Source organism: Embleya sp. NPDC008237, from assembly GCF_042956465.1.
Lineage (GTDB): Bacteria > Actinomycetota > Actinomycetes > Streptomycetales > Streptomycetaceae > Embleya.
In genome coordinates this window covers 537,231-563,199 of sequence record NZ_JBIBGL010000005.1, presented here as the reverse complement: position 1 = coordinate 563,199, position 25,969 = coordinate 537,231, and the positions used below count along the sequence as shown (strand labels likewise).

The 25,969-nt window shown below is 72.5% G+C and carries 27 protein-coding genes; 12 read left to right on the top strand and 15 right to left on the bottom strand.

Translation table 11 applies throughout. The annotated features are described in order from the left end of the window. Nucleotides 1-37 precede the first annotated feature (37 nt). The gene (locus ACFZBU_RS16195) at nucleotides 38-472 is read right to left on the bottom strand and encodes a PPOX class F420-dependent oxidoreductase (protein ID WP_391584356.1); all 435 of its coding nucleotides are present in this window, start codon (nucleotides 470-472) and stop codon (nucleotides 38-40) included. Between the two features lie 368 nt (nucleotides 473-840). Here ACFZBU_RS16195 and ACFZBU_RS16190 point away from each other — a divergent pair, with 368 nt between their 5' ends. The 5 genes from ACFZBU_RS16190 (at nucleotide 841) to ACFZBU_RS16170 (ending at nucleotide 5,797) form a co-directional block, all read left to right on the top strand. Beyond that, nucleotides 841-1,176, top strand: coding sequence for a winged helix-turn-helix transcriptional regulator (locus ACFZBU_RS16190; RefSeq protein WP_391584355.1), 336 nt, complete (start codon nucleotides 841-843; stop codon nucleotides 1,174-1,176). A gap of 82 nt (nucleotides 1,177-1,258) precedes the next feature. Then, complete coding sequence (locus ACFZBU_RS16185; protein WP_391584199.1) at nucleotides 1,259-1,768, top strand: DUF664 domain-containing protein; 510 nt, start codon at nucleotides 1,259-1,261, stop codon at nucleotides 1,766-1,768. Between the two features lie 94 nt (nucleotides 1,769-1,862). Next, nucleotides 1,863-2,534, top strand: coding sequence for a class I SAM-dependent DNA methyltransferase (locus tag ACFZBU_RS16180; RefSeq protein WP_391584198.1), 672 nt, complete (start codon nucleotides 1,863-1,865; stop codon nucleotides 2,532-2,534). Between the two features lie 311 nt (nucleotides 2,535-2,845). Next, the gene (locus ACFZBU_RS16175) at nucleotides 2,846-4,891 is read left to right on the top strand and encodes an FUSC family protein (protein WP_391584197.1); all 2,046 of its coding nucleotides are present in this window, start codon (nucleotides 2,846-2,848) and stop codon (nucleotides 4,889-4,891) included. Nucleotides 4,892-5,053: 162 nt separating this feature from the next. After that, nucleotides 5,054-5,797 carry a Clp protease N-terminal domain-containing protein gene (locus tag ACFZBU_RS16170; RefSeq protein WP_391584196.1) on the top strand — a complete coding sequence of 248 codons (744 nt, stop codon included), beginning with the start codon at nucleotides 5,054-5,056 and terminating at the stop codon, nucleotides 5,795-5,797. 70 nt (nucleotides 5,798-5,867) lie between these two features. Here the strand turns inward: ACFZBU_RS16170 and ACFZBU_RS16165 are convergent, their stop codons facing one another. Continuing rightward, nucleotides 5,868-6,398, bottom strand: coding sequence for an MOSC domain-containing protein (locus ACFZBU_RS16165; RefSeq protein ID WP_391584354.1), 531 nt, complete (start codon nucleotides 6,396-6,398; stop codon nucleotides 5,868-5,870). A 501-nt stretch (nucleotides 6,399-6,899) separates the two neighbouring features. Here ACFZBU_RS16165 and ACFZBU_RS16160 point away from each other — a divergent pair. The 3 genes from ACFZBU_RS16160 to ACFZBU_RS16150 all read left to right on the top strand — a co-directional run bounded on the left by ACFZBU_RS16160 (nucleotide 6,900) and on the right by ACFZBU_RS16150 (nucleotide 10,197). Further along, complete coding sequence (locus ACFZBU_RS16160; protein WP_391584195.1) at nucleotides 6,900-7,559, top strand: pentapeptide repeat-containing protein; 660 nt, start codon at nucleotides 6,900-6,902, stop codon at nucleotides 7,557-7,559. Nucleotides 7,560-7,732: 173 nt separating this feature from the next. Next, nucleotides 7,733-8,515 (top strand): AAA family ATPase, encoded by a 783-nt coding sequence (locus ACFZBU_RS16155; protein WP_391584194.1) that lies wholly within the window; start codon nucleotides 7,733-7,735, stop codon nucleotides 8,513-8,515. A 308-nt stretch (nucleotides 8,516-8,823) separates the two neighbouring features. Continuing rightward, complete coding sequence (locus tag ACFZBU_RS16150; RefSeq protein ID WP_391584193.1) at nucleotides 8,824-10,197, top strand: glutamate decarboxylase; 1,374 nt, start codon at nucleotides 8,824-8,826, stop codon at nucleotides 10,195-10,197. Nucleotides 10,198-10,262: 65 nt separating this feature from the next. On the opposite strand, the gene ACFZBU_RS16145 is transcribed toward ACFZBU_RS16150, so the two are convergent. From ACFZBU_RS16145 to ACFZBU_RS16135, 3 genes are all read right to left on the bottom strand, one after another. Continuing rightward, on the bottom strand, nucleotides 10,263-10,856 hold the full coding sequence (locus ACFZBU_RS16145; RefSeq protein WP_391584192.1) for a TIGR03086 family metal-binding protein: 594 nt from the start codon (nucleotides 10,854-10,856) through the stop codon (nucleotides 10,263-10,265). Between the two features lie 176 nt (nucleotides 10,857-11,032). Next, nucleotides 11,033-11,248, bottom strand: a complete 216-nt coding sequence (locus ACFZBU_RS16140; protein WP_391584191.1) for a hypothetical protein — start codon at nucleotides 11,246-11,248, stop codon at nucleotides 11,033-11,035. Between the two features lie 122 nt (nucleotides 11,249-11,370). Continuing rightward, nucleotides 11,371-11,934, bottom strand: coding sequence for a carboxymuconolactone decarboxylase family protein (locus ACFZBU_RS16135; RefSeq protein ID WP_391584190.1), 564 nt, complete (start codon nucleotides 11,932-11,934; stop codon nucleotides 11,371-11,373). Nucleotides 11,935-12,042: 108 nt separating this feature from the next. Here ACFZBU_RS16135 and ACFZBU_RS16130 point away from each other — a divergent pair, with 108 nt between their 5' ends. After that, complete coding sequence (locus tag ACFZBU_RS16130) at nucleotides 12,043-12,600, top strand: TetR/AcrR family transcriptional regulator (protein WP_391584189.1); 558 nt, start codon at nucleotides 12,043-12,045, stop codon at nucleotides 12,598-12,600. 104 nt (nucleotides 12,601-12,704) lie between these two features. On the opposite strand, the gene ACFZBU_RS16125 is transcribed toward ACFZBU_RS16130, so the two are convergent. After that, the gene (locus ACFZBU_RS16125) at nucleotides 12,705-13,328 is read right to left on the bottom strand and encodes a CatB-related O-acetyltransferase (protein WP_391584353.1); all 624 of its coding nucleotides are present in this window, start codon (nucleotides 13,326-13,328) and stop codon (nucleotides 12,705-12,707) included. Nucleotides 13,329-13,530: 202 nt separating this feature from the next. Continuing rightward, nucleotides 13,531-14,235: an MSMEG_1061 family FMN-dependent PPOX-type flavoprotein gene (locus ACFZBU_RS16120; RefSeq protein ID WP_391584188.1), complete on the bottom strand. Its 705-nt coding sequence runs from the start codon at nucleotides 14,233-14,235 to the stop codon at nucleotides 13,531-13,533. 152 nt (nucleotides 14,236-14,387) lie between these two features. Here ACFZBU_RS16120 and ACFZBU_RS16115 point away from each other — a divergent pair, with 152 nt between their 5' ends. After that, the gene (locus ACFZBU_RS16115) at nucleotides 14,388-15,140 is read left to right on the top strand and encodes a helical backbone metal receptor (RefSeq protein WP_391584187.1); all 753 of its coding nucleotides are present in this window, start codon (nucleotides 14,388-14,390) and stop codon (nucleotides 15,138-15,140) included. Between the two features lie 79 nt (nucleotides 15,141-15,219). Here the strand turns inward: ACFZBU_RS16115 and ACFZBU_RS16110 are convergent, their stop codons facing one another. Next, the gene (locus tag ACFZBU_RS16110) at nucleotides 15,220-15,654 is read right to left on the bottom strand and encodes a GNAT family N-acetyltransferase (protein WP_391584186.1); all 435 of its coding nucleotides are present in this window, start codon (nucleotides 15,652-15,654) and stop codon (nucleotides 15,220-15,222) included. Nucleotides 15,655-15,744: 90 nt separating this feature from the next. Further along, complete coding sequence (locus ACFZBU_RS16105; protein ID WP_391584185.1) at nucleotides 15,745-16,398, bottom strand: M15 family metallopeptidase; 654 nt, start codon at nucleotides 16,396-16,398, stop codon at nucleotides 15,745-15,747. A gap of 114 nt (nucleotides 16,399-16,512) precedes the next feature. Between ACFZBU_RS16105 and ACFZBU_RS16100 the strand changes: the two genes are divergently transcribed. Next, complete coding sequence (locus ACFZBU_RS16100) at nucleotides 16,513-17,628, top strand: RNA polymerase subunit sigma-70 (RefSeq protein ID WP_391584184.1); 1,116 nt, start codon at nucleotides 16,513-16,515, stop codon at nucleotides 17,626-17,628. Nucleotides 17,629-17,981: 353 nt separating this feature from the next. Beyond that, nucleotides 17,982-19,097 carry a WD40 repeat domain-containing protein gene (locus ACFZBU_RS16095; RefSeq protein WP_391584183.1) on the top strand — a complete coding sequence of 372 codons (1,116 nt, stop codon included), beginning with the start codon at nucleotides 17,982-17,984 and terminating at the stop codon, nucleotides 19,095-19,097. A 447-nt stretch (nucleotides 19,098-19,544) separates the two neighbouring features. On the opposite strand, the gene ACFZBU_RS16090 is transcribed toward ACFZBU_RS16095, so the two are convergent. The 6 genes from ACFZBU_RS16090 to fabG all read right to left on the bottom strand — a co-directional run bounded on the left by ACFZBU_RS16090 (nucleotide 19,545) and on the right by fabG (nucleotide 25,839). Beyond that, nucleotides 19,545-20,582 carry an NADP-dependent oxidoreductase gene (locus ACFZBU_RS16090; RefSeq protein WP_391584182.1) on the bottom strand — a complete coding sequence of 346 codons (1,038 nt, stop codon included), beginning with the start codon at nucleotides 20,580-20,582 and terminating at the stop codon, nucleotides 19,545-19,547. Continuing rightward, nucleotides 20,579-22,120, bottom strand: a complete 1,542-nt coding sequence (locus ACFZBU_RS16085) for a long-chain fatty acid--CoA ligase (RefSeq protein WP_391584181.1) — start codon at nucleotides 22,118-22,120, stop codon at nucleotides 20,579-20,581. The genes ACFZBU_RS16090 and ACFZBU_RS16085 overlap by 4 nt, the downstream gene beginning before the upstream one ends. Before the next feature lie 147 nt (nucleotides 22,121-22,267). After that, complete coding sequence (locus ACFZBU_RS16080) at nucleotides 22,268-22,720, bottom strand: MaoC family dehydratase (RefSeq protein ID WP_391584180.1); 453 nt, start codon at nucleotides 22,718-22,720, stop codon at nucleotides 22,268-22,270. Between the two features lie 61 nt (nucleotides 22,721-22,781). Then, on the bottom strand, nucleotides 22,782-23,891 hold the full coding sequence (locus ACFZBU_RS16075; RefSeq protein ID WP_391584179.1) for an acyl-CoA dehydrogenase family protein: 1,110 nt from the start codon (nucleotides 23,889-23,891) through the stop codon (nucleotides 22,782-22,784). Further along, the gene (locus ACFZBU_RS16070) at nucleotides 23,888-25,066 is read right to left on the bottom strand and encodes an acyl-CoA dehydrogenase family protein (protein WP_391584178.1); all 1,179 of its coding nucleotides are present in this window, start codon (nucleotides 25,064-25,066) and stop codon (nucleotides 23,888-23,890) included. The genes ACFZBU_RS16075 and ACFZBU_RS16070 overlap by 4 nt, the downstream gene beginning before the upstream one ends. Next, nucleotides 25,060-25,839: a 3-oxoacyl-ACP reductase FabG gene (gene fabG / locus ACFZBU_RS16065; RefSeq protein ID WP_391584177.1), complete on the bottom strand. Its 780-nt coding sequence runs from the start codon at nucleotides 25,837-25,839 to the stop codon at nucleotides 25,060-25,062. Before fabG ends, ACFZBU_RS16070 begins: the two co-directional genes overlap by 7 nt. Nucleotides 25,840-25,969: the final 130 nt, after the last annotated feature.

Here is a 25,969-nt window from a genome sequence, read left to right as displayed (position 1 = left end):
AGTCACCGATCCGGCAGGGCACGGGCCAGGCGTCGGCTCATGCGCCCGGGATGTCCAGCGCCGTGCCGTACAGGCGACTGACGGCCAGTCGGATCACCACCCGGCGCTCCGCGACGGCGCCGGCGAAGAAGGTCGCCTCGTCGGCCGGGCGGAACTCGGCCGGGACCATGGCGAGCAGTTCGCGGCCCGTGGCGTCGCCGGGGACCGTGGTCGGCTCGGTGACCTCGGCGTCCCCCTCGGCGACCGCGAAGGACCATACGTTGCCGCCCGACACGTGCAGCGCGGCGTTGGCGTTGCGTCGGACGTGGTGCGGCTTGGCGCGGTCGGCGGTGGTGGAGAAACGGATCACCCGCGCGGCCGGATCCCAGGCGAACAGCATGTTGGACAGGTGCGGCCGACCGTCCCGCTTGATCGTCGCGAGCGTGCCGATGCCTTCGCGGGCCAGGATCTCCAGCACCTCGTCCTCGGTCAGCGGTCGGGGCGGGGGACCGGCCGGGGCTTCCTCGGCGGGGCCCGAGGCATCCGCGGGATCCGCGACGCTCGCCTGACCCGCGGAACCCACCGGACCTGCGGGATCCGTCACGACGGTTTCGTTCTGCGGGGTTTCGATGGCGTTCATGGTCTCTCGTCCTCACGCTCGGCGGTTGCTTCGTTGTTCGCTGAGCCGATTCTTTGTGACCATGGCGGTTCGCGTAAGGAGGCACCTTGACGTTCCGCAGTAACAACGATGTACCCGTCCAGGTCACAGAGGTTCCGGCCGCCGAAAATACCGCGGAGGGCGACCGGGATCGGGAGCCCGAAGCCGACCCGAACCGGGTCACCTGGGCGAATGCGTGTCAGGTGGTCGGCACGCTCGATCACGTCGCGGGCAAATGGAGCATCGGCATCCTGGTGTCGATCGCGGAGGGCCCGATCCGGTTCACCGAGTTGGAACGCGCCGTACCGGGGATCAGCCGACGCGTGCTCACCCTGAACCTGCGCCGGTTGGAGCGTGACGGGCTCCTGACGCGCACCGTGTACCCGACCGTGCCGCCGAAGGTCGAGTACACGCTCACCGACGTGGCGCGCGAGCTGACCGCGTCGCTCACCGGCCTGGTCCGCTGGGCCGAGCGACACGGCCCGACCATCGAGGCGGCCCGGCAGGTGTACGACCGGGAGCAGGCTGGGCAGGAGTAGCAGGGTCGAGGCGGTCGGGCGTGGCAGTCGGGTGGGCCGGCGCGCCGGGTGTCGAGCGGACGAGCGGCAAACGAGGAGTTCGATGAACAGCGCGGAGCTACTGGTCGACGGGTTCGGCCGGGTGCGCGAGGTGGTGCACGAGGCGGTCGAGGGCCTGACCCCCGAGCAGTCGGCCGAGCGGCTCGACGACGACGCGAATTCGATCGCCTGGTTGATCTGGCATCTGACTCGGGTCCAGGACGACCACGTCTCGGACGTCGCGGGCCTGGAACAGGTGTGGACGGCGCAGGACTGGCACGGCCGATTCGAACTGCCCTTCCCGGTCCGGGCGATCGGATACGGGCACGACACCAAGGCGGTGGCCGCCGTACGGGTGGACTCGACGGCGCTGCTGACCGACTACTACGACGCGGTCCACGAGCAGACCATCGGCTTCGTGCGCGGATTGTCGGCCGCCGACCTGGATCGGGTGGTGGACGAGGCCTGGACGCCGGCGGTGACCCTGGGCGTGCGACTGGTCAGCGTTATCGCCGACGACCTCCAGCACGCGGGACAGGCGGCGTTCATCCGGGGCATCCTGCTGCGCCGGTAGTGGGCGAAGCCGGGAGGCCTCCATCCCCGCTCTCGCTCCCGCGCACCCCCGCAGCACCGTTCCGTGTTCCGCCGGCGAAAGGACACCCCTCTCCATGAGCCCCGAACCCGCCTCGCACTCCCCGCTGGCACACGGTCCGGAGTCCCCGGCCGCCGCCCTGTTCGATGCCGTCGGCGCCGATTACGAGACCGCCTTTGCCGATTTGCCCGAGCAACAGGCCGCGTTGGACTGGCTGATCGCCGAACTCGGGCCCGGTTCGAAGGTGCTCGACATCGGGTCCGGGACCGGCCGCCCGACCGCCGAACGGCTGGTCGCGGCCGGTCATCGGGTCACCGGCATCGACGTCTCGGCGACCATGGTCGAGCTGGCCCGGGAACGGGTGGCGGGTGCCACGTTCGAGCAGTTGGACGCACGCGATCTGGTCGACGACGACGGCGCGTGGGACGCGGTGTGTGCGTTCTTTCCGTTCCTTCAGCTGCCCCGGGCCGATCTGGACGCCCAACTCGACCGGCTCGGCGCGCGCCTTGCTCCCGGCGGTCTGCTCGCGTTCGCGACCGTACCGGCCGAGGCGGACGGCGTGGAGATCGCATGGCTGGGCCACCGGGCGCGGGTGACCAGCCACGGCACCGAGGAACTGCTCGTACGGTTGCGCGCGGCGGGCCTGGAGATCGTCCACCACGGGATCAGCGTGTTCCAGCCGAACCACCCTACGGCCGGCCCCGAGGAGCAACTCTTCGTACACGCTCGCAAATCCACGATCGGCTGAATACGCCGCCACCCGCGCAGGTCCACGGCGGACCGGCCACGCGACCGCCCCCGCACTCCGCAGTGGGACCGGCCACGCGACCACCCGCGCAAGCCCGCCGTCGGCCGGCCCCCCGGTCCGCCGAGCGCTCCTCGGACCCCGGGATTCGGCCACCGGTCCGCACGGGCCGGCGCGGCGGTTCGCCCGGGCCGACCCGGGCCGGTAGTCGTTGCGTGGCAGGGGCTCGATAACGTGGTCCGCGAAGCGGAATGCCGTACTCGTCCGGCCCCGCGTGCCTTGTCCGTTCACCTCGCCTCGTTCGGAATCCTGTGATGACCATGACCGAACCCGAGGATCCGAAGGGCAGCGGCCGCGCCGACGGTGCGCGGGATGCCGAGGACGGCGGCGCCCGGTCGGGCCGACTCGCGCCGCCCGAGTGGCTCACCCTGACACTGCGAGCCAACCCCGGCCCGATGCCGAAGGCGGCCGCGGTACGCGCCGCGATCGGTATCGCGGCGCCGCTCGCGGTCGGTGTGGCGGTCGGGGACAGCGCGTCCGGCGCGTTGGTGGCCATCGGCGCGCTCGGCGCGGTGTTCGGGGACACCGCCGATGCCTACCGGCTGCGCGTGCTCAACATCGCCGTACCGCAGATCGTCGGTGCGATCGGACTCGCACTCGGCAGCTGGCAGTTCGGACACGGCTGGTCCGCCGTCGCGATGTTGACGGCGGTCGCCCTGGTCGCCGGGATGATCAGCACGATCGGTGCGGTGGCCTCCGCGTCCGGCCTGAACCTGTTGTTGATGGCGGTGATCGGCGCGGGCCTGCCGATGCCGTCGCCGTGGTGGCGGGCGCCGATGCTGACCCTGCTGGGGACCGGGTTGGTGCTGGTGATGGCGCTGCTCGCGTGGCCTGCGCGCTCGCGCATCCCCGAACGGGTCGCGGTGGCCGATGCCTACGACGCCACTGCGGACATGCTGGCCGCGGCCGGCACCGCGGACTGGGAGACGGCTCGGGCCGAGGTGACGCTGACCCTCAACCACGCGTACGACCTGCTGCTCGGCCGACGAGCGGTGGCCCCCGGGCGCAGTCGTGGCATGTCTCGCCTGGTGGCGCTGTTGAATTCGGTCGGTCTGCTGGTCGAGGCGGCCACCGCGGTACACGCCGAGGACCGCACGGTGGGCGAGACCGAGGTGGCCACGGTGCGCGAGATCGCGGCGGGGGTCCGCGCGGGTACGGTGCCCGCCGGCGTGTTGCCGCCGGCGGCGGTGACCGACCCCGCCGACCGCGCGGTCGCCGCCGCGATCTCGCACGCACGGGAGACGCTCGCCGGTGCCTACCGCGCCGCCGATCGGGTCGGCCGGCCCGGCGCGTTGCCCGAGCGGGTGGCCGCCGGCGCGCGCGACCTGCTGGTGTCGGCGGAGTCCTGGCGGTACGGGCTGCGGCTCACGTTGTGCATCGGGGTGGCCCAGGCGCTGGTGTCCACGGTGGACGTACCGCGCTCGTACTGGGTGCCGCTGACCGTCACCTTCGTGCTCAAGCCCGACTTCGGCTCGGTCTTCTCCCGGGCGCTGCTGCGTGCGCTGGGCACCGCGGCGGGGCTGGTGGTCGCGGGGGTGATCCTGGAGTTCGTGCCGCGCGGCGGGTGGGAGGTGCCGGTCGTGCTCGTGCTCGCGGCGGCGCTGCCGATACTCTCCCGGCGCGGCTACGGCTACCAGACCGCGGTGATCACTCCGCTGATCCTGATCCTGTCGGACCTGCTCGGGCACCAGGGTGTCGGGCTGCTGGCGCCGCGTCTGGTGGACAGCCTGATCGGCTGCGCGATCGTGTTGGTCGCGGGCTACGTGTTGTGGCCGGAGAGTTGGCACACCCGGGTGGGGGCCCGGTTGGCCACCGCGGTCGAGGACACCGCGCGCTACATCGAGTGCGCATTCGACGAGCAGAGCGATCAGGCCGCGCGGGCCCGGACCCGGCGGCGGATCTATCGGGATCTGTCCGATGTGCGTACCGAGTTCCAGCGTGCGCTGGGCGAGCCGCCGCCGGCCGGTGCCCGGGCCGCGGCGTGGTGGCCGCTGATCGTCGCGGTCGAGCGGGTGATCGACACCGGTACCGCGGCGGCGGTACGCACCGCGCACGGCGCGCCGCCGCCTTCGCCGGAGGCGGCCGCGCACATGGCCGCCGAACTGCGTGCGCTGGCGGCCTCGATGCGCACCGGCGAGTCGGCCGCCGGACCGGCGCGGCCGGCCGCCGCCGAGGATCCGCACGACGCACTCACCGACGTGCGCCGGGAGGTGCGCTCGGCCCGGACGATGCTGGACGGGCCGGCGGGGCCGGGGGAGGGGCAGGGCTCGACGGGGGCGACGGACGGGGCCCGGTCCTGACCGGCGCCGTGCTCGCTCGGCGCGAACCGCGTGCGGAGCCGGCGCCGCCGGCGCCGGTCCGACCTGCGCGGATCCGGCGGGCGCGGAGAAGAGGCATCGGGACATCGACCCAATCGTCAACTTGTGGTTGACGAACCTAGATCGTCAACCTACGGTTGACGCATGGAGAATCCCGTGCGCATGACGAATCCGGTTCGGCTCGACGACCTGATCGAGACCATCAAGAAGACTCATTCCGACGCCCTCCACCAACTGTCCGACGCGGTGATCGTCTCGGACCACCTCGGCGAACTGGCCGATCACCTGATCGGGCACTTCGTGGACCAGGCACGCCGATCGGGGGCGTCCTGGAAGGACATCGGTACGAGCATGGGCGTGACCAAGCAGGCGGCACAGAAGCGCTTCGTCGCGAAGGGGTCCGGAGAGGCCGACCTCGATCCCAGCCAGGGCTTCGGCCGCTTCACCGACCGGGCCCGCAACGTGGTGATGGCGGCGCAGAACGAGGCCCGCGCGGCCGGCCAGGCCGAGATCGGGCCGGCGCACCTGGTGCTGGGGCTGTTGGCGGAGCCCCAGGGGCTCGCCGTACGGGCCGTCGTCGCCCAGGGAGTGACCCCGGAGGCCGTGCGGGAGGCGGTGCTCGCCGGATTGCCCGCGCCGAGCGGCGACGTGCTGCCCGACCTGATCCCGTACGACGCGTCGGCGCGCAAGGTCCTGGAACTCACCTTCCGCGAGGCCCTGCGACTGGGCCACAACTACGTGGGCACCGAGCACCTCCTGCTCGCCCTGCTGGAGTTGGAGGACGGCACGGGGGAGCTCACCGGCCTGGGGATCGACAAGGCCGCCACCGACGAGTACCTCGTGGCCGAACTGGCCGCGATCATGGCGCAGCGCAAGCAACAGCCCTGACGCCGCCCGCCCCGGCGCCTCGGCCGGCAACTCCCGCCCGGCGTCGCCCCGATGCGATCGGGCCTGCCGATCAGACGCGTTCGAGTGCGCGGTGCGGCGGCGGGGGGAGTTCGACGCGGATCGGGTCGCCGGGGCGGAGGTCGCCGCCGGTTCGTACGACGGCCATGATGCCCGCCTTGCGGACGACGTTGCCGGCTTCGTCGCGGCCGACGACGGCCTTGAGCAGGCCGTTCCGGAAGGCGTTGATCTGGGGACACGGGTTGCGCAGGCCGGTCACCTCGACCACCGCTTCGGCGCCCAGGTGCAGCAGGGTTCCGGTGGGGAGGCCGAGCAGGTCGATGCCGCGGGTGGTGACGTTCTCGCCCAGTTCGCCCGCCGCGACGGTGAAGCCGGCGACGGCCAGTTCCTCGTGTAGTTCGGCGTGGATCAGGTGAACCTGGCGCAGGTTGGGTTGCGTGGGGTCGACGGCGACGCGGGAGCGGTGCCGTACGGTGACGCCGAGGTGCGCGTCACCTTCGACGCCGAGCCCGGCGAGCAGGCGGATACTGCCCTGGTTCGGCTTCGTGAACAGATGCTCCGAGCTTCGACTCACCGCCGTCACCGTACCGTTCACGGCCACCCACACTCCTCGGTATCGATTCGATACTCACTACCCTATGGCATCGTCACCGTCCGGCTGGGGCCTGGTGCGCGGGAAACGACGAGCGCCAAGCGGGGTCCGATCGCAGAACGCTTTTCAGGGAATCCGGCGCGAGGGGCGGGTGCGGGGCCGCCCGCCGACTCGTCGGCGGGCAACGGGCCTGGTGGGAAGCCCGATCGGCGAATGGCGGGGGCTCGGCACGCGGCGAATTCCACTCCCGATGACGCCGAGTGACAAAGATTACAGGTGTCGTTTCGCCGGCGAATACGGCGATTTGTCGCGCCGATCGTGCCGTGCATGCGGCCATCGCGTCGACCCCCCTCCGCGCTTCCGCCGATTCGGCGAAACGTCGTGCCGCGCGATAGGCATGGGGCACTTCCCCCGCTGCGCCGACCGGTCCCCGGTCTCGGGCGGGGTGCCCGACCGGAACCGGTCCCGTCGATGCGTCCGTGGAGGATCCCGATGCCTGCCCGCAGCCCCCGTGAACTGGCCCAACTGCCGTACGCCCACCGGCTCGTGGCCTTCGACGGCGATCTCGACCGGGACGGCGACCACGAGTTCGCGCACTTCGACGGCGATGCGTTCGCGGAGGTGGAGGCCGGCGGGTCCGCCTTCACCTCGTCGGCCTTCTCGACGGTGACGTTCACCGGAGGCCGGTATCGGCGTTCCCGCTTCGACGACGTATGGCTGCACGGCGTGCGCGTCGTGGGGGCCGACCTCGTGGAGACGTCGTGGATGGATGCCGAGTTCGCCGCCTGCGTGCTGGCCGGGATCGAGGCATTCGGCGCCACGATGCGCCGAGTGGTCTTCCACCACTGCAAGTTCGACTCGGTCAACCTGCGCAAGACCAAGCTTCGGGAGGTCGCCTTCGTGGACTGCCTGCTGCGCGACGTGGACCTGGCCGGCGCGACCCTGACCGACGTGTCCTTCCCGGGTTCGACCCTGGAGCGGATCCGGCTCGACAACGCGCGGCTGAGCCGGGTCGACCTGCGCGAGGCGGGCGCCCTGGACATCGCCTCCGGGCTCGACGCCCTGCGCGGCGCGACCATCGACAGCGCCCAACTCCTGGACCTGGCCCCGGCCCTCGCCCTCCTCCTCGGCCTGATCGTCGAGGACCGCTGACCCGGGCGCGACCGGCACCCGCCGTACGGACCACCCCGCGCGCGGCCGAGCCGATCGGCGACCGGATCGTGGTGTCGGGGACAGCGGGCGTCGACGATGATTATCGTTGGCGGCCCCGGCCGCCCCGCAGGCGGTGCGACCTGTGAGGATGTGCGCTTGTGGGGGAGCCGACAGTGGGCGGGACGCAGGGGCCGGACCGGACGGATGCCGAGCGGGATCCGGCGGCCGACTCCGGACTGCCGCTGCATCCGCGCGGGCTCGTCGACCTGCGTGGGCGAGCGCGCGGGCCCGCCGTGTTGGGCTATCCGACCGGCGCCGTCGTGGTGGTTTCCGGGTTGCCCGGCAGCGGCAAGAGCACGCTGCTCGACCGCTGGTCCCGATCGGCGACGGTGATCGACCCGCGCACGGCGCACGTCGAGTATCAGGCGAGGATGCCCCGATGGTTGCCGTACGCGGTCTACCGCCCATGGGTGCGCCTGCAACACGTGCGACGGCTGCGCGCGCACGTGCGCGACGGGGGACCGGTACTGGTGCACGACTGCGGCAGTCGGCCGTGGATGCGCCGCTGGTTGGCCCGCTCCGCCGCCAGGCAGCGCCGCGAACTGCACCTGGTGCTGCTCGCGGTGGACGCGGCCGACGCGTTGGCCGGCCAGCGGAAGCGCGGGCGCTGGGTTCCCGGACGGGTCTTCGACCGACACCGGCGCGGCCTCGCCCAATTGTTGCTGGCGCTGTCCGTACAGGGCGGTGCGGTGGTGCCGGAGGCGGCCTCCGTCGTACTGCTCGACCGCACCCTGCGCGAACACGTGGTCGCCCTGGAGTTCGGCCCGGATCGGACCCCGCGTCCGCTGCCGAAGCCGCTGCCGGAGCCCACCGAACCGCCGCCCGTCCTGCCCACCGGCCCCACCGCGCGCCTGATCGCCCGACGGGACCCGCGCACGCCCGAACCGACGCCTTGACGCTCCCGCGCCCGCCGACCGGGCGGGCGCGCCCACCTGCGTGTCGGCCAGGCGCACCCGGTGGATCCGGCTCGTCGCGTACGGCATGACCACGCCGCTCACCGCGCCGACAGGTGCCGGTGCATGTCGCCGACCTCGCTCACCGCGAGGGTGGTCACCGCCGCCGCGCGCACCCGCGAGGTCGTGCGCAGGCGTCCGCGCACCGGCGGAGCGGGTCGGCCCACCCTTTCGGTCCGCCCCGGTTGTGCCGCCTCGTCCGCCCGTCGAGCGTGGAGGGGCACGGCACATCGCAACGAAGGGTCGGTTTCATGTCGCAGGAGCACGTCGTCGCGGTGAATCCGATCTTCGCCCGTCCCGGCGAGGCCGTCGCCGTCGAGCGTTACCGGATGCCGATCGGCGAGATGTTGCCGGAGACCGCCTATCGGATCGTGCACGACGAGATGATGCTCGACGGGAACGCGCGGCAGAATCTGGCCACGTTCGTCGGCACCTGGATGGACGACCACGCGGCCCGGCTGTACGCCGAGTCGGTCGACAAGAACATGATCGACAAGGACGAGTACCCGCACACCGCGACCGTCGAGGACCGCTGCTGGAAGATGCTGGCCGAACTGTGGAACGCGCCCGACCCGCAACACACGATCGGCACCTCCACGATCGGCTCGTCCGAGGCCTGCATGCTCGCCGGGCTCGCCTTCAAGCGCCGCTGGCAGCACGCCCGCCGCGCGGCGGGCAAGCCCACCGACCGGCCGAACCTGGTGATGAGTTCCGCCGTCCAGGTGGTGTGGGAGAAGTTCTGCAACTACTGGGACGTCGAGGCCCGCCTGGTGCCGATCAGCGAGGAGCACCGCACGCTGGACGGCCACGATCTGGCCGCCTACGTGGACGAGAACACGATCGGCGTGGTCGCGATCATGGGCGTCACCTACACCGGCGACTACGAACCGGTAGGCGAGATCGCCCGGGCCCTGGACAAGATCCAGCGCGACACCGGATTGGATGTGCCGATCCACGTCGACGGCGCCTCCGGCGCGATGATCGCGCCCTTCCTGCACTCCGACCTGGAGTGGGACTTCCGGCTGGAGCGGGTGCACTCGATCAACACGTCGGGGCACAAGTACGGGTTGGTCTACCCGGGCCTGGGCTGGGTGGTGTGGCGCAGCGCGGACCTGCTTCCGGAGGACCTGATCTTCCGGGTCAGCTACCTCGGCGGGGTCACCCCCAGCCTGGCGCTGAACTTCTCCCGTCCCGGCGCACAGGTCCTGCTCCAGTACTACCAATTCCTGCGCCTGGGCCGCAGCGGCTACCACGCCGTGCAGAAGTCCTCCCAGGACGTGGCCCACCGGCTCGCCGCCGGGATCGACGCGATGGACGCGTTCGAACTGTGGAGCGACGGCTCGGACATCCCGGTGTTCGCGTGGCGGCTCAAGGCCGGCCACACCGAGAACTGGAACCTGTACGACCTGTCCGACCGGCTGCGGATGAAGGGCTGGCAGGTGCCGGCCTATCCGATGCCCGACAACCTCGCCGACGTGACCGTGCAGCGGATCGTGGTCCGCAACGGCCTCGGCATGGACCTGGCCCGGGACCTCCTCGACGACATCGACGAGGAGGTCACCTTCCTGGACCGCCTCACCGGCCCGATGCCGACCGAGGGCCGGGCACCGGGCTTCCACCACTGAGCCCACCGGGCCGCCCCAGGGCCCGGGTCGGGTACGGCGGCACCGACGCCGCCGGCCCGGGCGGGTCAATCCGTCGACGGCTGCCAGGTCGGCGGCCGGCCGGCCAGGGCCACCACCCGGTCGAGCAGCGGGGCGTCGCCCGGTACCGGCACCGGGGGGTCGAACAGGCCCTGCGCGTCGGGAGAGTCCTCGGCATCCGGCAACGGGGTCAGGAACGCCAGCGACGTTTCCAGGTTCGCCGGGTCCACCGTGTAGTCCCGGCCCAGGGCGCGGGCCAGATCCCAACCGTGCAGCACGAGTTCGTTGTGGGCGACCAGCCCCATCACCTCGGCCGGCAGGGTCACCCCACCGGCTCGGGTGATGCCCTGCCACGCGCTCGGCTCGTGCCAGCCGGCCACCAACTCGTCCAGCTGCCGGGGCAGGATCATCCGCCAGTCCGGATCCAGCGGGGGCATCGGCCCGCCGGGGGCGGTGTCGGTCAGCGGGCCGAACTCCTTGCGGCCCGCGGCGCGGAACGCGGCGGTCAGGCCGACCAGGTGGGAGAGCAGATCGCGGACCGTGTAGTCCGTACACGGGGTGGGATCGTCGAGCCGGGAGTCGTCGAGCCCGGCCACGAGTCCGGCGATGGCCGCGGCGGGCGGTTGCAGGTCCGGCGTCATGGGGTGACTCCTTGTGCGTCGTCGTTCGAGTCCATGAAGGGTGGACCGGAGCGGCCGGGAAAACTCATCGCGACTACCCGACCCCGACGGCGCGTATGCCGGATGCGGTGTCGAGATGCGGTGTCGACCGGGCGCGTCGGCCGTACCCCCGTACCGGCCGGCGCGCCCGGGTCCATTCACCGCGCGACGTGCTCCGCGCGATAGGTGATCAGCCGTACGGCCGGCGCCGAGACGACCTGGACGACACCGGTGCCGGGGATGTCGAGGTGTGCGAAACCGCCCTCGATGGCGACCCGGGCGGCCGGGACCGAGCCGGTGGGCGTGCCGTCCGCGCCGATCACCGAATAGTGGTCGACGAGTTCGACGGACGCGTCGTGCCAGGTGCGAGTCATGCCTGTTGCTCCGATCGTGATTGTGCTTCCGGCCGGGGCGGCGCCTCGGCCGTGGGTCGTACCTCCGGTCGTGCGCGCGACGGCGTTCGCGGCCGCGCCCGTGACCGTTTCCGTGGCTCCGGTCATGCGCGCACCTCCGGGAAATCCAGCTCCGGGCGGGCGAGGTGGTTGTAGTAGTTGGACAGCGTGTTCAGGGCGATGTGCGCGACGATCTCGGCCTGCTCGGCGTCGGTGACGCCGGCCGCGCGGGCCGCCGCCCGGTCCGCGTCGGAGACCCGGCCGCGGGTGCGCACGACGGCGCGGGCCAGGCCCAGGATCGCGTCGGTGTGCGGGTCCGCGTCGTGCCCGTCGCGGGTGGCCAGGAGTTGTTCCTCGGTCAGTCCGATCAGGCCGCCGCGGAGGGAGTGCGCGCTGACGCAGTAGGTGCACTCGTTCTCCTGCGCGATGAGCAACGCGAGCTGCTCGCGCAGGCGCGGGCGCAGGACACCCCGGGTGAGGTGATCGCGCATCGCGAGGTAGCCCTCCAGGGCGGCCGGGCCGCTCGCGAGCGCCGCGTACAGGTTCGGCACCCGGCCGAGCTGCTTGGCGACCCGGGCGAGGAGTTCCTCGGTGTCGGGCTGTTCGGGCCCCTCGGGCGTGGTGTGGTCGGCTGCCGGAGCGGTGGCCGGGGCGGGTGTGGACGACATGCGGACCCCCGTGGGTCTGGAGCGGATCAGAAACGGTACCGATCGGTGCCGTTTTGCAGACGGTACTGATCGGTACCGTTTTTGGTCAAGGGGAGTTAGGATCCGAACGTGCCTGTCAAAGCCCGAGACCGTCTGCTCGCCACCGCCGAGGAACTCTTCTATGCGGAGGGGATCCGCGCCGTCGGCATCGAACGCATCCTGGCCGAGTCGGGCGTCGGCCGCGCGTCGTTGTATCGGCACTTCCCGAGCAAGGACGACCTCGTGGTCGCCGTCCTGGAGGCTCGCGACCGGCGCTGGCGGAGTTGGCTCGCGGAGCGGGTCGAGGCGCTGGGCGGCCACCCGCTCGCCGTCTTCGACGCACTTGCCGAGCGGTTCGCGCACAACGACTACCGGGGCTGCGCGTTCATCAACACGATGGTCGAGTCCGCCGACCCGGACAGTCCCGCGCACCGGGTCGCGGCGGCCCACAAGGAAAGCGTGGTCGCCTACCTCGAACAACTCCTGGGCACCGCCGAGGTGGCCGAACCAGCCCTACAGGCACGGCAGTTCGCCCTCCTGATGGATGGCGCCATCGTCACCGCGCTGCGCGAGCGCACCCCGGCCCCGGCCGCCCGGGCCCGCCGGCTGGCGGAAACCCTGCTCGCAGCCGGCGACCCCGGGCACTGAACTCTCTGCACTCTCTGCGCCGCGGCCGCGCCCGTGCCCGCGCGTGTGTTTTGTGGCCCTGCTTCGCGCGCGGCGCCCTCCGTCGGCGCCGCCGCGCGCTCTTGCTACCGCTCGCCCGCGTCGCCCGCGTCGGGGGCGACCGCGGCCAGGTCGGCGACCGTGCCGGACATGATGGTGCGCAGGTGGCGGGTGATGTGCTCGATGGGCCAGTTCCACCAGGCCAGTTCGAGCAGGCGGGCGATGTCCGCCGGGTCGTACCGGGCGCGGATCGGGCGGGCCGGGTTGCCGCCGACGATGGTGTAGTCCGGGACGTCGTCCACCACCACCGCGCCGGAGGCGACGATCGCGCCGTTGCCGATCCGGACACCGGGCATCACGGTGGACCGATAGCCGAACCACACGTCGTTGCCGACCACCGTGTCCCCTCGACCCGGAAGCCCGGTGATCAGGTCGAAATGCTCGGCCCAGGATCCGCCCATGATCGGGAACGGAAAGGTCGAGGGCCCGTCCATGCGGTGGTTGGCCCCGTTCATGATGAACCGGACGCCTTCGCCCAACGCGCAGAAGCGGCCGATCACCAGCCGCTCCGGGCCGTAGTGGTAGAGCACGTTGCGGGTCTCGAACGCGGTGGGATCGTCCGGGTCGTCGTAGTACGAGAATTCGCCGACGTCGATCAGCGGCGAGGTCACCAGCGGCTTGAGCAGGACCACGCGCGACTGCCCCGGCATCGGATGCAGCAGGGTGGGGTCGGCGGGCGGCAAGGCATCCACGGGGGCGTACTCCAGGGATCTCGCGGGGTTTTGCGGGACGTTGCTCGGTGGGTCGGATCGGGTGGGTCGGCAGGTCGGCCGGAACGGAGGTCGGATTCCCCGGTTCCGGCCGTTGCCAACCCCCGATGCCGGCCGGTCGTCCTGCCCCCGGCCCGCCGGGCTATTCGTAGCGGTACTTGAGCGAGTCGGCCTCCGCCTGGCGGATGTCCTCGATGGTCAACCCGGGCATCCGCAGCTGGGCCAGGGTCACCTCGGCCGAACTCGGCTGCGCGTCGGCGGGCAGCCAACCCTCCGGCTTCCAGGCCGAACTGCGCAGCAGGGCCTTGGGGCAGTGCGGGTAGACCTCGTCCAGCTCGACCACGAGGGCACTCACCGGCGGCTTGCCCACGGCGGTCAACTGCGTCAGCAACTCGGGTCGCGCGGACACGCATGCGCGGCCGTTGGCGCGCAGTGTCGTGGTCCGGCCCGGGATCACGAACAGCAGCCCGACCCGGCCGGTCTCCAGCACGTTGCGCAGCGTGTCCAGGCGCTTGTTGCCGGTGGCGTCGGGGATGGCCAGGGTGCGGTCGTCCAGCACGGTGACGAAGCCGGCCGGCCCGCCGCGCGGGGTCACGTCGCAACGGCCCTGCGCGTCCGCGCTGGCCACGAAGACCAGCGACGCGCAGCCGACCAGCGCCCGGGTCTTCTCGGTGAGTCGGTCCATCTCCTTGGCGGCCGCCGCCGCGCCGGGTTGTTCGTAGAGTTCGCGCAGGCCCGTGAGGTCGGTTATCGCGTCCGTCCGCAATGCGTCGAACAGTCCGGTGTCGATGTGGCCGTCGGTGTCGCCGGCACTGCCCGAGGCGCCATTTTCCGTGCTCGTGGTCATGCAGCCACCCTAGGAGACACCTTGATCGCCAATGAAGGGCAGGCCCGCCGGCACCCGACATCGGCGGCGGTACGGATCGCGGACGACGGCGTCGGGTTGCGGTCGCGCCGCCCGCGGGACCGCGGGCCGCATTCGCGCCGTAGGGTCGGGCCATGCGTGACGATCTCGACCTCACCGTGCCCGTGCCGGCCGACGTGCGCCGGGTGGTCTCGCTCGTCCCCTCGCTCACCGAGGCGGTCGCGGCGAGTGCGCCCGGTCTGCTGGTCGGTGCCACCGACTGGTGCTCGCATCCCGCCGAACTGGACGTGGTCCGGGTCCGCGGCACCAAGAATCCCGACCTGGACACGATCCGTGCGCTCGCCCCGGACCTGGTCCTGGCCAACGAGGAGGAGAACCGCGCCGTCGATCTGGCCGCGCTGCGTGCGGCCGGAATCGCCGTCTGGGTGACCCGGGTTCGCGGTCTGGACGAGGCGTTCAGGGCGCTGGAGCGCATGCTCGTGCACGGTTGCCGGCTGCCCGCCCCGCCCTGGCTGGACCGGTGTCGGGCCGCATGGGTCGCGGTACCGCCGGCTCGGCCGCGGCGGGCGATCATCCCGGTGTGGCGCCGCCCGTGGATGGCGGCCGGCCGGGACACCTTCGCCGCCGATGTGCTCTCCCGGTTCGCCGTCGAGAACGTGCTCGCGACCCACGCGGAGCGCTGGCCCAAGGTCTCCCTGGACGAACTCCTGGCCACCGGACCGGACTTGGTGGTGCTGCCGGACGAGCCCTACGCGTTCGACGCCGAGGACGGCCCCGAGGCGTTCCCGGGCATCCCGACCGCGCTCGTCAGCGGACGCCACCTCACCGGGTACGGCCCGTCCCTCGCCGAGGCCCCCGCGGTGCTGGGCGCGCAACTGGGCCTCTGACCACGGGAGCCGCGTCGGATCGCGCGAATCGGAGCATCTCCGCGGCCGGGGCGCTTCCCCGGGCGGAGGGTCTCCGCGGTCAGAGGTTGATCTGGTACAGCACGAAGCCCCGGTTCAGCCCCACCCGGTCGTAGAGCCGCCGGGCGGTGGTGTTGTCCTGGTGGGTCGACCAGTACACCCGCGAGCACTCCCGCTCGCGGGCCCATTCGGCCACGGCGGCGATCAGTGCCCCGGCCACGCCCCGACCCCGGGCCTCCGGCGCGGTGAACAGGTCCTGGAGGTAACAGACATCCGGCGTCGTGGTGCTGGCATGCACGAGAAAGTGGGCGATGCCGACCAGTCGGCCGTCCACCTTCGCGCCCAGCGCGTGCATCCGGGTGTCGTCCTGGAACGCGGCCCAGGCCCGGTCGAACATCTCGGGGGCCAAGGTGCGCTCGTAGAAGGAGTTGTAGCCCTCGAACAGGAGCTCCCAGTCCGCCCGGTCCGCCGGCGTGAGTCTGCCGATGTCGACCACGTGCCGCCTCCTTGGATGATCCGAAAGACGAACCCTATCCGCCGACGTCCGCGGGCACCCGCCGTCGTCTTCGGGTGCCCGATGCCGGCGTCAGTCGAGTTCGCGAGGCCCGTACAGGGCTGCCTCGGCCCCGGTGGCCAGGGCCCAGTAGCGGTCGCCGTAGGACCAGTGCCACCACTCGGTCGCGTAGTTGACCAGGCCGGCGGCGGTCAGCGCGGTGCCGAGCACGTCGCGGTTGGCCCGGGCGGTCGCGGTGATGTTCTCGGCGCCGGTGTAACACGCGCCGTCGCTCTCCTCGGGACTGGCGTTCATCGGAGTGCCGAGGTCGAGTTCGTGCCCGTCCGGGCCCACCAGGGTCAGATCGACCGCCGCCCCGGCGCTGTGCGGGGCGATGTCGGGCGGCGAGACGTAGCGGCTGGCCGCGACGTGGATCCGGTCGGCGGACCAGTCCGGGTTGGCGGCCCGCAGCTCGGCCGCGTACTCCTCGAAGTAGAGCCGTTGCAGGGACGGCGGCCGATATCCCTCGACGAACAGCAGTCGCAGCCCGTGCGGCAGCGCCTCCTGGGCCTTGATCAATCGATCGAGCACGCCCACACGCAGGAACGCGAAAGCGGCGGCGTGCTCCTCCTGCCGCGGGTCCACCGGCAGCGAGCCGTCCACGCGGACGTCCACGAGCGGCTCGTCGCAGTCCCGCACCGGGATGGCGGCCACGCGTGGATCGGACATCAAGATGATCTGGTGCATGCGGTGATCATCTCGCGTCGGCCAGGGGGCACTCGAGTGCGGCCCGGTCGTCGCGTGTGCCCGGCGACCGTTCGGTTCACGGGCGCCGAGGCGGAGAGCCGGCATGATCGGTCGATGGACCACGTGGACGCGGTGCCCGAGGCGGAGTTGTTGCGCGCTGCCGGTCGGGGTGACCAAGCGGCGTTCGAGCTGTTGGTGGCGGGATACCGGCGCGAGTTGTCCACGTACTGCTATCGCATGCTCGGTTCGGTACAGGACGCCGAGGAGGCGTGGCAGGCATCGCTGCTCGCCGCGCGGCGCGGCCCGACCGGCTTCGAGGGCCGCGCCGCGCTGCGCACGTGGCTGTACCGGATCGCGACCGATGTGTGCCTGCGATCGAGTACCCGCCGACCCCGCCGACTGCTGTCCCCGGACCACGGCCCGGCCCGTCGGGACACCGCCCGGCTCGGCGAACCGGTGCCCGGGCCGATCTGGCTGGAGCCGTGGCCGGACGAGGAACCGGCCGGGGTCGACCTCGACGCGGACCCCACCGCCCGGTATCTACGGCGCGAGAGCGTGGAGTTGGCCTTCGTCGCGGCGCTCCAGTCGCTGCCCGCGGCGCAGCGCGCGGTGCTGATCCTGCGTGAGGTGCCGGAGTTCTCGGTGTGGGAGGTGGCCGACATCCTGGACAGCACGCCGGCCGTGGTCGACGCTGCGCTCCAGCGGGCCCGGAGCACGGTCGGTCGGCGGTTGCCGGCCGCATCGCAGCAGGACGAGGCGGCGCTGCTCGGCGAGGTCGGCCGGCGTGCGGCGGTGGCCGCGTTCGGCTCGGCGTGGGAGCGTGCCGACGTGCCGGCGCTGCTCGAACTGCTCGCCGCGGACGCGCGCCTCACCATGGCGCCGTTGCCCGCGTGGTTCGACGGGCGCGAGGATGTCGGCCGGTTCTTCGCCGAGCGGGTGTTCGCCGCCGGCTGGCGGCTGAAGCCGTTCCCGGCGAACGGACAGCCCGGGTTCGCGTGCTACACCCGCGAGCCGGGTGCCCGCTTGTTTCGGCTCGCCGCGGTCAACGTACTGACCCTCAGGGGCGGCCGGATCGCCGAGATCACCGGCTTCCTCGACCCCGACCTGCACCGGCGCCTGGGCCTGGCGACGCACTGGCCGGAAGACGAGGACGGCTCCGACGCGCGGAACCGATCCGGCACTCGCCGCGGCGAGGCGGGGGATATTCCACTCGGCCTCGACTCGGCGTGAAGTCGGATGGTGATCGATCCCGCCACACGGCGCGCGAGCCGTCCGGCCGTCACCCGCCCACCATCGAATCCGGAAGACGCCGAGGTGCCGCGGCGCCGTCGGCGGGTGCTGTCGGGCCCGGCGTACGGTGTGGCCGGTTTGTCGGTGTTGTCGGTGGGTGCCGCCGGGTCCGGTGCACGGCGTGGTCGGTGTTGTCGGTGGGGCGGATGCGGGGGCGCAGGGTGCGCGGGGAGGGGGCGGGCGTGGCGGTATGCCTTTTCCCTCGGTGTGCCGCGTGCGGGCGTCGATTTCTCCGGCGTGGCGCCGGCCCGGCGGCCGTGCGCCCGGGGGGTGGTGGCGGGCACAATGGTGATATGTCCAACCTTGCGCAGGATGAGATTTCTTGGCTCGTGGCGGGCGATATCGGTGACGTCGCCGACGTCCGCGCCGACGACGGTGCGGCGACCGAGCCGATGCCGGCGGACCACCGTGCCGGGCGCGAACTCCCGTTGCGGTGGCGGTTGGACTGGGTGACCGGACCCTGGGCGGCGGCCGACCCTTCGGCGGCGCCGGGCGGTGCCTCCTCCCCTGCCGGTGGTGCGGAAGCCTGCTCGCCTGCCGGTGGCACGGATGTCGGTGCCCCGGAGGCCGCGCCGGAGGTCCGCGCGCTGGTTCCCGAGCAGCCCATCGGCGAGCCGCTGATCGGGCACGACGGACGCGTGGACGCGGTGACCACGGCACTGGTCGGCGGCCGTCCGGTCGTGGTCGCGGGTACCGCCGGGTGGGGTGCGACGGTGCGGGTGTTCGATCTCGACGGTGGGCACCAGCTGTGCCGGCCCCTGGTCGGCCGGACCGCCTGGGTGGGCGCGGCACGGGCCGTCGTGGCCGGCCGTCCGGTCGCGGTGACCGGCGACGCGGCCGGCGTACGGGTATGGGATCCGGCCACCGGCCTGCCGGTGGGCGAACCGCTGAGCGCCGCGGTGTGGGCGGTGGCGACGGCCGTGCTGGACGGGCGCCCGGTCGTCGTGGCCGGTGCCGAGTCCGGCCCCGACGCCGGATGCGAGAACGCGGTACGAGTCTTCGACCTGGCCACCGGGGCCGAGTTCGGCGCACCCCTGGCCGGGCACGCGTGCGTGGTCACGGGCGTGGCCACGGCCGTCGTCCGGGGCCGCCCGGTCGCCGTGACCGGCAGCTGGGATGCGGCACGGGTATGGGACCTGACCACGCGCGAGCCGATCGGCGAACCCCTGGCCGAGCACGTGTCGGCCGTGGCCACCGGATTGCTCGACGGCCGGCCGGTCGCGGCGATCGGCGGCTCCACCGGCGCCCCCGACGAGCGCGGCACGGTTCGCGTATGGGACCTGACCACCCGCACCCCAGTCGGCCCCTGCCTACTCTTCCCGCTGCCCGTACACGCCCTGGCCGTGGCCCCGGGCAGCCGCCTGGTGGTCGCCTTCGGCCACGAACTGGCCACCCTGCACCACACCTGAGCCCCGCCCGTGCGCGTCATGGCCGTGGCTCCGGGGCAGCCGCCCGGTGGCCGCCTCCGGCCACGAGCCGGCCACCTTGCACGGCCCCTGAGCCCCTGCCCGTGCGCGCCTCGACAGCGGCCCCGGGCCGTCCCTTGACGATCGCCTCGGCCCGCGAGCCGGCCACCCTGCACCACACCCGGGGCCGCGCACGCGACACCGGACCTGGCCCGCCCCGCGCGGTGCGGGCTGGGCGGGGCAGGCGGGTGGCGTCGGGCCGGCGGCTACTCGCCTCGCCCTGGCGGCGTGCGTTCGTCCGCGAACGGGCGGGCGCCCGCCGGCGTGTCGGCCGAGGAACGCCGGGGCGCCGGCCGAGGAACGCCGGGGCGCCGGCCGCGCGCCGGAAGGCGGGGCCGTCCCGATCGTGCGGAGGGGAGCCGGCGGCCGCACTCGTCGATGCCCCGGTGCTCACCGGATCCGCAGCACCAGCTTCCCGGTGTTGGCGCCGGAGAACAACCGCAGCAGTGTCTGCGGAAACGCCGTCACGTCGCCCTCGACCACGTCCTCGCGCGAGCGCAACCGCCCGTCCGCGAGCCACCCGGCCAACTCGGCGCTCGCCTCGGCGTAACGATCGGCGTAGTCGAATACCACCATGCCGGTCATCGAAGCCCGATTCACCAGCAGCGACAGGTAGTTCGTCGGCCCCGGACCCGGTTCGGTGTTGTTGTACTGCGAGATCGCGCCGCAGATCACCACGCGGGCACCCCGAGCCAGCCGGGTCAGCGCGGCGTCCAGGATCTCGCCGCCGACGTTGTCGAAGTACACGTGCACGCCGTCCGGGCAGTGTTTGCGCAGCGCGGCCGTGACGTCCTCGTTCTTGTAGTCGACGGCCGCGTCGAAGCCGAACTCCTCGACCAGGAGCCGGCACTTGTCCGGGCCGCCCGCGATGCCGACGGTGCGACAACCCTTGAGCCGGGCGAGTTGCCCGACCACGCTGCCCACCGCGCCGGCCGCGCCGGACACCAGCACGGTCTGTCCCGGTTGTGGGTCGCCGATGTCGAACAGCCCGAAGTACGCGGTCAGTCCGGTGATCCCGAGCGCGCCCAGGTAGGTCGACAACGGCGCCGCGGCCGGATCCACCCGATGCACACCGGTTCCGTCCGAGTCGGCGTACTCCTGCACGCCGAACGGGCCGTACACGTGCTCGCCGACCGCGAAGTCCGGGTGCCGGGAGGCGATCACCCGGCCGATCCCGCCGGCGCGCATCACCTCGCCGATCCGCACCGGCGGGATGTACGAGCGCACGTCGTTCATCCAGCCGCGCATCGCGGGATCGAGCGAGATGTGCGAGACCTCCACCAGCAGTCGGCCGTCCGCCGGTTCGTGCACGGGTTCGTCGACCAGGTCCCAGTCGGTGGGCTTGGGCAGACCGAACGGGCGTGCGGCCAGTCGGATCTGCCGGTTGGTCCGGTCGGCGGGCAGGGTCCCGTCGGCGGGCGTGGTCATACGCAACGCAACTCCTTCTTCATGATCTTGCCGGAGGGGCCCTTGGGCAGTTCGTCCAGGATCCGCACGACGCGCGGGTACTTGTACGCGGCCATGCGTTCCCTGCAGAACGCGATGATCTCGTCCGGGTCGGCCGCCTCACCGGAGCGCAGCGCCACCACCGCGACGACCTCCTCGCCGAGCCGCTCGTCCGGTCTGCCGACCACGGCTGCCTCGGCGATCGCCGGGTGGGTGTACAGCACTTCCTCCACCTCGCGCGGATAGACGTTGTAACCGCCCCGGATCACCAGGTCCTTCTTGCGGTCCACCACGAACAGGAAGCCGTCCTCGTCCAGGTAGCCGAGGTCGCCGGTGTGGAACCAGCCGTTGCGGAACGCCTCGGCGGTGGCGTCGGGGGCGTTGCGGTAGCGGGTGATGATGTTGTGCCCGCGCAGCAGGATTTCGCCCACGTGCTCTGCGCCGGGCGGCAGCGGCACGTCGTCCGGGTCCGCGACGCGCAGTTCCACGCCCCAGATCGGCTTGCCCACGGACAACACCCGCCGGTCGTCGGCGCTGCGGTTGAACGTCGCGGTGCTCGCGCTCTCGGAGAGGCCGTAGCCCTCCAGGATCACTATGCCGAACGCCTTCTCGAACTCGCGGATCACCTCGCCGGGCATCGACGCCCCGCCCGAACTGCCCACCCGCAGCCGGGACAGGTCGCGCCCGGTGCGGTCGGCGGCCAGCAGCGCGACGTACATCGTGGGCACGCCCACGATCACGCTCACCCGGTCCCGGACCATCTGGTCGAGCACGCTCTGCGCCTCGAACCGCAGCACCAGTGACACGGTTCCGCCGTAGCGCACGCACACGTTCAGCACACTGGACAGGCCGTAGACGTGGAACAGCGGCAGCGCGCCGAGCGAGACGTCGCCGGGCAGCACGTCGAACAGGTCGCCCGAGGTGGTGCAGTTCAAGTACAGCTGGAAGTGCGTGAGTTCGGCGCCCTTGGGGCGGCCGGTGGTGCCGCTGGTGTACAGCAGGACCGCGGTGTCGTCGCCCGACGTCGGCTCGATGTCGCCGCGGATCAGCTCGGCGCGATCCGGCGGGCCTTCCGGCAGCAACAGGGCGAAGGCGAGGGTGCCCTGCGGCACCGGGCCGTCCTCGGCCAGGGTGACCACGTACACCGTCGTGCCGGCTACGGCCGCCGCGGCGCCGAGCGCCTCGGCGGCGAACACGTCGAAGGCGATCAGCGTGCGCGCGCCGGAGTCGGCGAGGTGGTACGCGATCTCGGTCGCCTTGAGCAGCGGGCTCAGCGGCATCAGCGTGACGCCGGCCTTGAGCGCGCCGAAGTAGGCCACCACGAATTCGGGCACGTTGGGCAGGCATATCGCCAGCACGTCGTCCCGGCCGAGTCCGTTCGCCCGCAGCCCGCGGGCGAACCTGCTGCTGAGGTCGTCGAGTTCGCGATAGGTGATCGACCTGCCCTGGTAGATCAGACATGCCGTGTCGGGGGTCGCGAGGCGGGACTCGCGCAGCATGACGGCGAGGTTGAAGCTCACTCGTGATCCTTACCTGTCAAGGTGCCGGAGGCGGCCGGGCGTCGGGGCACGACCGGCCGGGGTGCTCGGGCCTGTCTGCAATCCCGCGTCGCGATGCTCGGCGGGGATCGAAGACAGGCCCTACGGGACGAGCAGGGAACCGGGGTGCTACGGGACGAGCAGGGAGAGGGTGTCCGCGACGCATGCGGGCTTGGCGACGCCCTCGATCTCGACGGTGTGCCGCACCGTCAGCCGCACGCCCTGCGCGGTCTCGACCGCGTCGATCAGGACGGCGTGGTTGCGCACCCGGGCGCCGGCGGGGACCGGGGCGGGGAAGCGCACCTTGTCCGAGCCGTAGTTGACGCCCATCCGCACGCCGCGCACGGTGAACAGGTCGGCGGCCAGCGCCGGGATCAGCGACAGGGTCAGATATCCGTGCGCGATGGTGCCGCCGAACGGCCCGGCCTTGGCCCGCTCGACGTCCACGTGGATCCACTGGTGGTCGCCGGTGGCCCGGGCGAACGTGTCGATCCGTTCCTGATCGACGATCAACCAATCGCTGGTGCCGAGCGGTTCGCCCCGGGCGGCGAACACCTCGGGGATGTTCTCGAAGACGCGCATGGTGCTCCTTCGTGGTGGCGCCGGCGGGATCCGGGGGCGGGTGTGCCGCCCCCGGGCCGGGTCAGGCGGGCAGGTCGACCAGCCGCGCGAGGATCGCGCGGTGCCGGTCGGGAGTGCCGAACGCGAGCGCGTCGGCCTTGGCGCGCTTGAGGTACAGGTGCGGGTGGTGCTCCCAGGTGAAGCCGATGCCGCCGTGCAGTTGCACGCATTCCTCCGCGGCGCGCACCGCGATCTCCGAGCAGTGCGCCTGCGCCAGGGCGACCGCGACCGCGGTGTCCGGGTCGTCGGCGGCCACGCAGGCGGCGGCGTGCCGGGCCACCGCCCGGGCCTGGGCGATCGACACCCACAGCGCGGCGAGGCGGTGCTTGGGCCCCTGGAACGAACCCACCGGACGGCCGAATTGGTGGCGGGTCTTCATATAGGCGACGGTGCTCTCCAGGCAGTACTCGGCGACGCCGAGCTGCTCGGACGCCAACAGCGCCGCCCCGGTGGCGAGCGCGGTCGCCACCGCCGCCTCGGCCTGCTCGCCGCGGGCCAGCACGGTGCCGATCGCACCGGTGAGCCCGAGGTCGGTCAGCGGCCGGGTCAGGTCGAGCGAGACCACCGGGCGTCGGTCGACGGCGTGTTGCCCGGCGTCGACCGCATAGAGCACGGGCCCGTCCGCGGTGTCGGCCGGCACGACGAGCACGTCGGCGGTGCCGGCGTCCACGACCGAGGTCACCGTGCCGGTCAGCACGTCGCCGTCGGCGCGCACCGGGTACGGCACCCGCACGCCGGGAACGGAGGCGAAGGAGAGTGCCAGGGTCGCGCTGCGCCGGCCGCCGGCCAGGTCGGCGAGCAGCGCGCCGGCCTGCACCGCCCGCAACGCGGCGGTCGCGAGCACCGCGCTGCCCAGGAACGGGGTCGGCGCGACCGAGCGGCCCAACTCCTCCATGACCACGGCTGTTTCGCGCCAGGAGGCGCCGCTGCCGCCGTGCGCGTCGTCGATCGCGAGCCCGGCCGCGCCGATCTGCTCGGTCAGCACGCGCCACAACTTCGGGTCGTACGGCTCGTTCGTCTCGATCCGCGCGAGCAGCCCGGCCAGGGGCACCCGTTCGGTGAGCAGGTCCCGGACGCCGGAGCGCAGTTCGCTCTCGTCCTCGGTGTAGAGGAGGTGCTCGGTGACGCTCATCGGGGCAGGTCCTTCCACGCGGCGTCCTTGTCCACCCGAGGCTCCGCGGGCAGGCCCAGGACGCGCTCGGCGATCACGTTGAGCAGGATCTCCGAGGTGCCGCCCTCGATCGAGTTGCCCTTGGCGCGCAGGTAGCGGTAGCCGGGGGAACGGGTGGTGAAGTCCACCGACGCCGGGCGGCGCATGGTCCATTCGTCGTGCCGCAGGCCCTGTTCGGCCAGCAAGTCCAGTTCCAGGCCGGAGATCTCCTGGTTGAGCCGGGCGAAGGCGAGCTTGGCCGCCGATCCCTCGGGGCCGGGTTCGCCCGCGGCCGGTTGCATGCGCAGCCGTGCCGACGTCAGCCGGGCCGCCTCGGCCTCCACCCACAGTCGCATCAGCCGGTCGTGCAGCCCGGCGGTGCGCAGTTCCGGGCGCTTGCGCCAGGTGTCGGCGACGATGCCGATCATGCCGCCCTCGCGCGGCCCGGTGCCGCCGCCGATTGCGACGCGTTCGTTCATCAAGGTGGTGCGGGCCACGCTCCACCCGTCGCCGACCGCGCCCAGGCGGTGGGCGTCGGGGATGCGCACGCCGGTGAGGAAGACCTCGTTGAACTCGGCCTCGCCGGTGGCCTGGCGCAGCGGTCGCACCTCGACGCCGGGCGCGCTCATGTCGCAGACGAAGTAGGTCATCCCGCGGTGCTTGGGCAGTTCGGGGTGGGTGCGGGTGACCAGGATGGCCCAGCGTGCCTCGTGCGCCATCGACGTCCAGACCTTCTGGCCGTCCACCACCCACTCGTCTCCGTCGCGCACGGCGCGGGTGCCCAGCGCGGCGAGGTCGGAGCCCGCGCCGGGTTCGCTGAACAACTGGCACCACACCTCCTCACCGGTCCACAACGGCCGCAGCCAGCGCGCGCGTTGCTCCGCGGTGCCGTACGCGAGCACGGTCGGCGCGGCCATGCCCAGCCCGATGCCGATCCGACCCGGGTCGTTGGACGGCGCACCGGCGGCGGCGAACCGCGCGTCCACGGCGGCCTGGAGCGTGCGCGGCGCACCGAGCCCGCCCAGGCCCACCGGGTGGTGCACCCAGGCCAGTCCGGCGTCGAAGCGCGCCCGCAGGTACCCGAGCGCGTCGTCGGTGTCCGGATGGGCCGCGATGAACTCGCCCACCCTGTCGTCGAGTTCGGCTGCGGTCAGCACAGCGGGCCGCCGGCGACGTAGATCACCTGGCCGGACACGAAGCCCGCGCCCTCGCTCGCCAGGAACGCGATGGTGTTCGCGACGTCCTCGGGCCGGCCGACCCGGCGGACCGGGATCTGCTCGGCCGCGGCCTGCTGGAAGGCCTCGAACTCCATGCCGACTCGGGCCGCGGTGGCGGCCGTCATGTCGGTGACGATGAACCCCGGTGCCACCGCGTTCGCGGTCACGCCGAACTTGCCCAGCTCGAACGCCAGCGTCTTGGTGAAGCCCTGCAGGCCCGCCTTGGCCGCCGAGTAGTTCGCCTGGCCGCGGTTGCCCAGCGCGGACGAGCTGGAGAGGTTGACGATCCGGCCGTAGCCCGCCGCGGTCATGTGCGCCTGGACCGCGCGGCTCATCAGGAACGCGCCGCGCAGGTGCACGTCGATCACCGTGTCCCAGTCGCCGTCGGACATCTTGAACAGCAGGTTGTCGCGGATCACGCCCGCGTTGTTGACGAGCACGGTCGGCGCACCGAGCGTGTCGGCCACGCGCGCGACGGCGGCCTCGACCTGCTCGCCCACGGTGACGTCCGCGCCGACGGCCAGCGCGCTGCCGCCGGCCGCGACGATGGCGGCGACGGTGTCGGCGCAGGCGGCCTCGTCCAGGTCGAGTACAGCCACGGCCATGCCCTCGGTGGCGAGCCGGCGCGCGGTGGCGGCACCGATGCCGCGGGCTGCGCCGGTCACGATCGCCACGCGCGCCGTGGTCGCGGTCGCGGGAGTGTTCTCGGTCATGGGTGCTGGATCCTCCGGGTCGTCACTGGTCACGAGGTCGGCCTGGCGAATACCGCGGCCCGCCGTCCGAGCCCCGGCGTTCGAGGATGGGACCCGCGCGTCCGGTCGATGAGGTGCCGACCGGTCGGTA

Coding starts and splice junctions, on each gene's coding strand:
- ACFZBU_RS16185 (WP_391584199.1), top strand. CDS start 1,259: ATGAACAGCGCGGAGCTACTGGTCGACGGGTTCGGCCGGGTGCGCGAG.
- ACFZBU_RS16180 (WP_391584198.1), top strand. CDS start 1,863: ATGAGCCCCGAACCCGCCTCGCACTCCCCGCTGGCACACGGTCCGGAG.
- ACFZBU_RS16175 (WP_391584197.1), top strand. CDS start 2,846: ATGACCATGACCGAACCCGAGGATCCGAAGGGCAGCGGCCGCGCCGAC.
- ACFZBU_RS16170 (WP_391584196.1), top strand. CDS start 5,054: ATGGAGAATCCCGTGCGCATGACGAATCCGGTTCGGCTCGACGACCTG.
- ACFZBU_RS16160 (WP_391584195.1), top strand. CDS start 6,900: ATGCCTGCCCGCAGCCCCCGTGAACTGGCCCAACTGCCGTACGCCCAC.
- ACFZBU_RS16150 (WP_391584193.1), top strand. CDS start 8,824: ATGTCGCAGGAGCACGTCGTCGCGGTGAATCCGATCTTCGCCCGTCCC.
- ACFZBU_RS16145 (WP_391584192.1), bottom strand. CDS start 10,856: ATGACGCCGGACCTGCAACCGCCCGCCGCGGCCATCGCCGGACTCGTG.
- ACFZBU_RS16140 (WP_391584191.1), bottom strand. CDS start 11,248: ATGACTCGCACCTGGCACGACGCGTCCGTCGAACTCGTCGACCACTAT.
- ACFZBU_RS16135 (WP_391584190.1), bottom strand. CDS start 11,934: ATGTCGTCCACACCCGCCCCGGCCACCGCTCCGGCAGCCGACCACACC.
- ACFZBU_RS16125 (WP_391584353.1), bottom strand. CDS start 13,328: ATGCCGGGGCAGTCGCGCGTGGTCCTGCTCAAGCCGCTGGTGACCTCG.
- ACFZBU_RS16120 (WP_391584188.1), bottom strand. CDS start 14,235: ATGACCACGAGCACGGAAAATGGCGCCTCGGGCAGTGCCGGCGACACC.
- ACFZBU_RS16115 (WP_391584187.1), top strand. CDS start 14,388: ATGCGTGACGATCTCGACCTCACCGTGCCCGTGCCGGCCGACGTGCGC.
- ACFZBU_RS16105 (WP_391584185.1), bottom strand. CDS start 16,398: ATGCACCAGATCATCTTGATGTCCGATCCACGCGTGGCCGCCATCCCG.
- ACFZBU_RS16100 (WP_391584184.1), top strand. CDS start 16,513: ATGGACCACGTGGACGCGGTGCCCGAGGCGGAGTTGTTGCGCGCTGCC.
- ACFZBU_RS16095 (WP_391584183.1), top strand. CDS start 17,982: ATGTCCAACCTTGCGCAGGATGAGATTTCTTGGCTCGTGGCGGGCGAT.
- ACFZBU_RS16090 (WP_391584182.1), bottom strand. CDS start 20,582: ATGACCACGCCCGCCGACGGGACCCTGCCCGCCGACCGGACCAACCGG.
- ACFZBU_RS16080 (WP_391584180.1), bottom strand. CDS start 22,720: ATGCGCGTCTTCGAGAACATCCCCGAGGTGTTCGCCGCCCGGGGCGAA.
- ACFZBU_RS16075 (WP_391584179.1), bottom strand. CDS start 23,891: ATGAGCGTCACCGAGCACCTCCTCTACACCGAGGACGAGAGCGAACTG.
- fabG (WP_391584177.1), bottom strand. CDS start 25,839: ATGACCGAGAACACTCCCGCGACCGCGACCACGGCGCGCGTGGCGATC.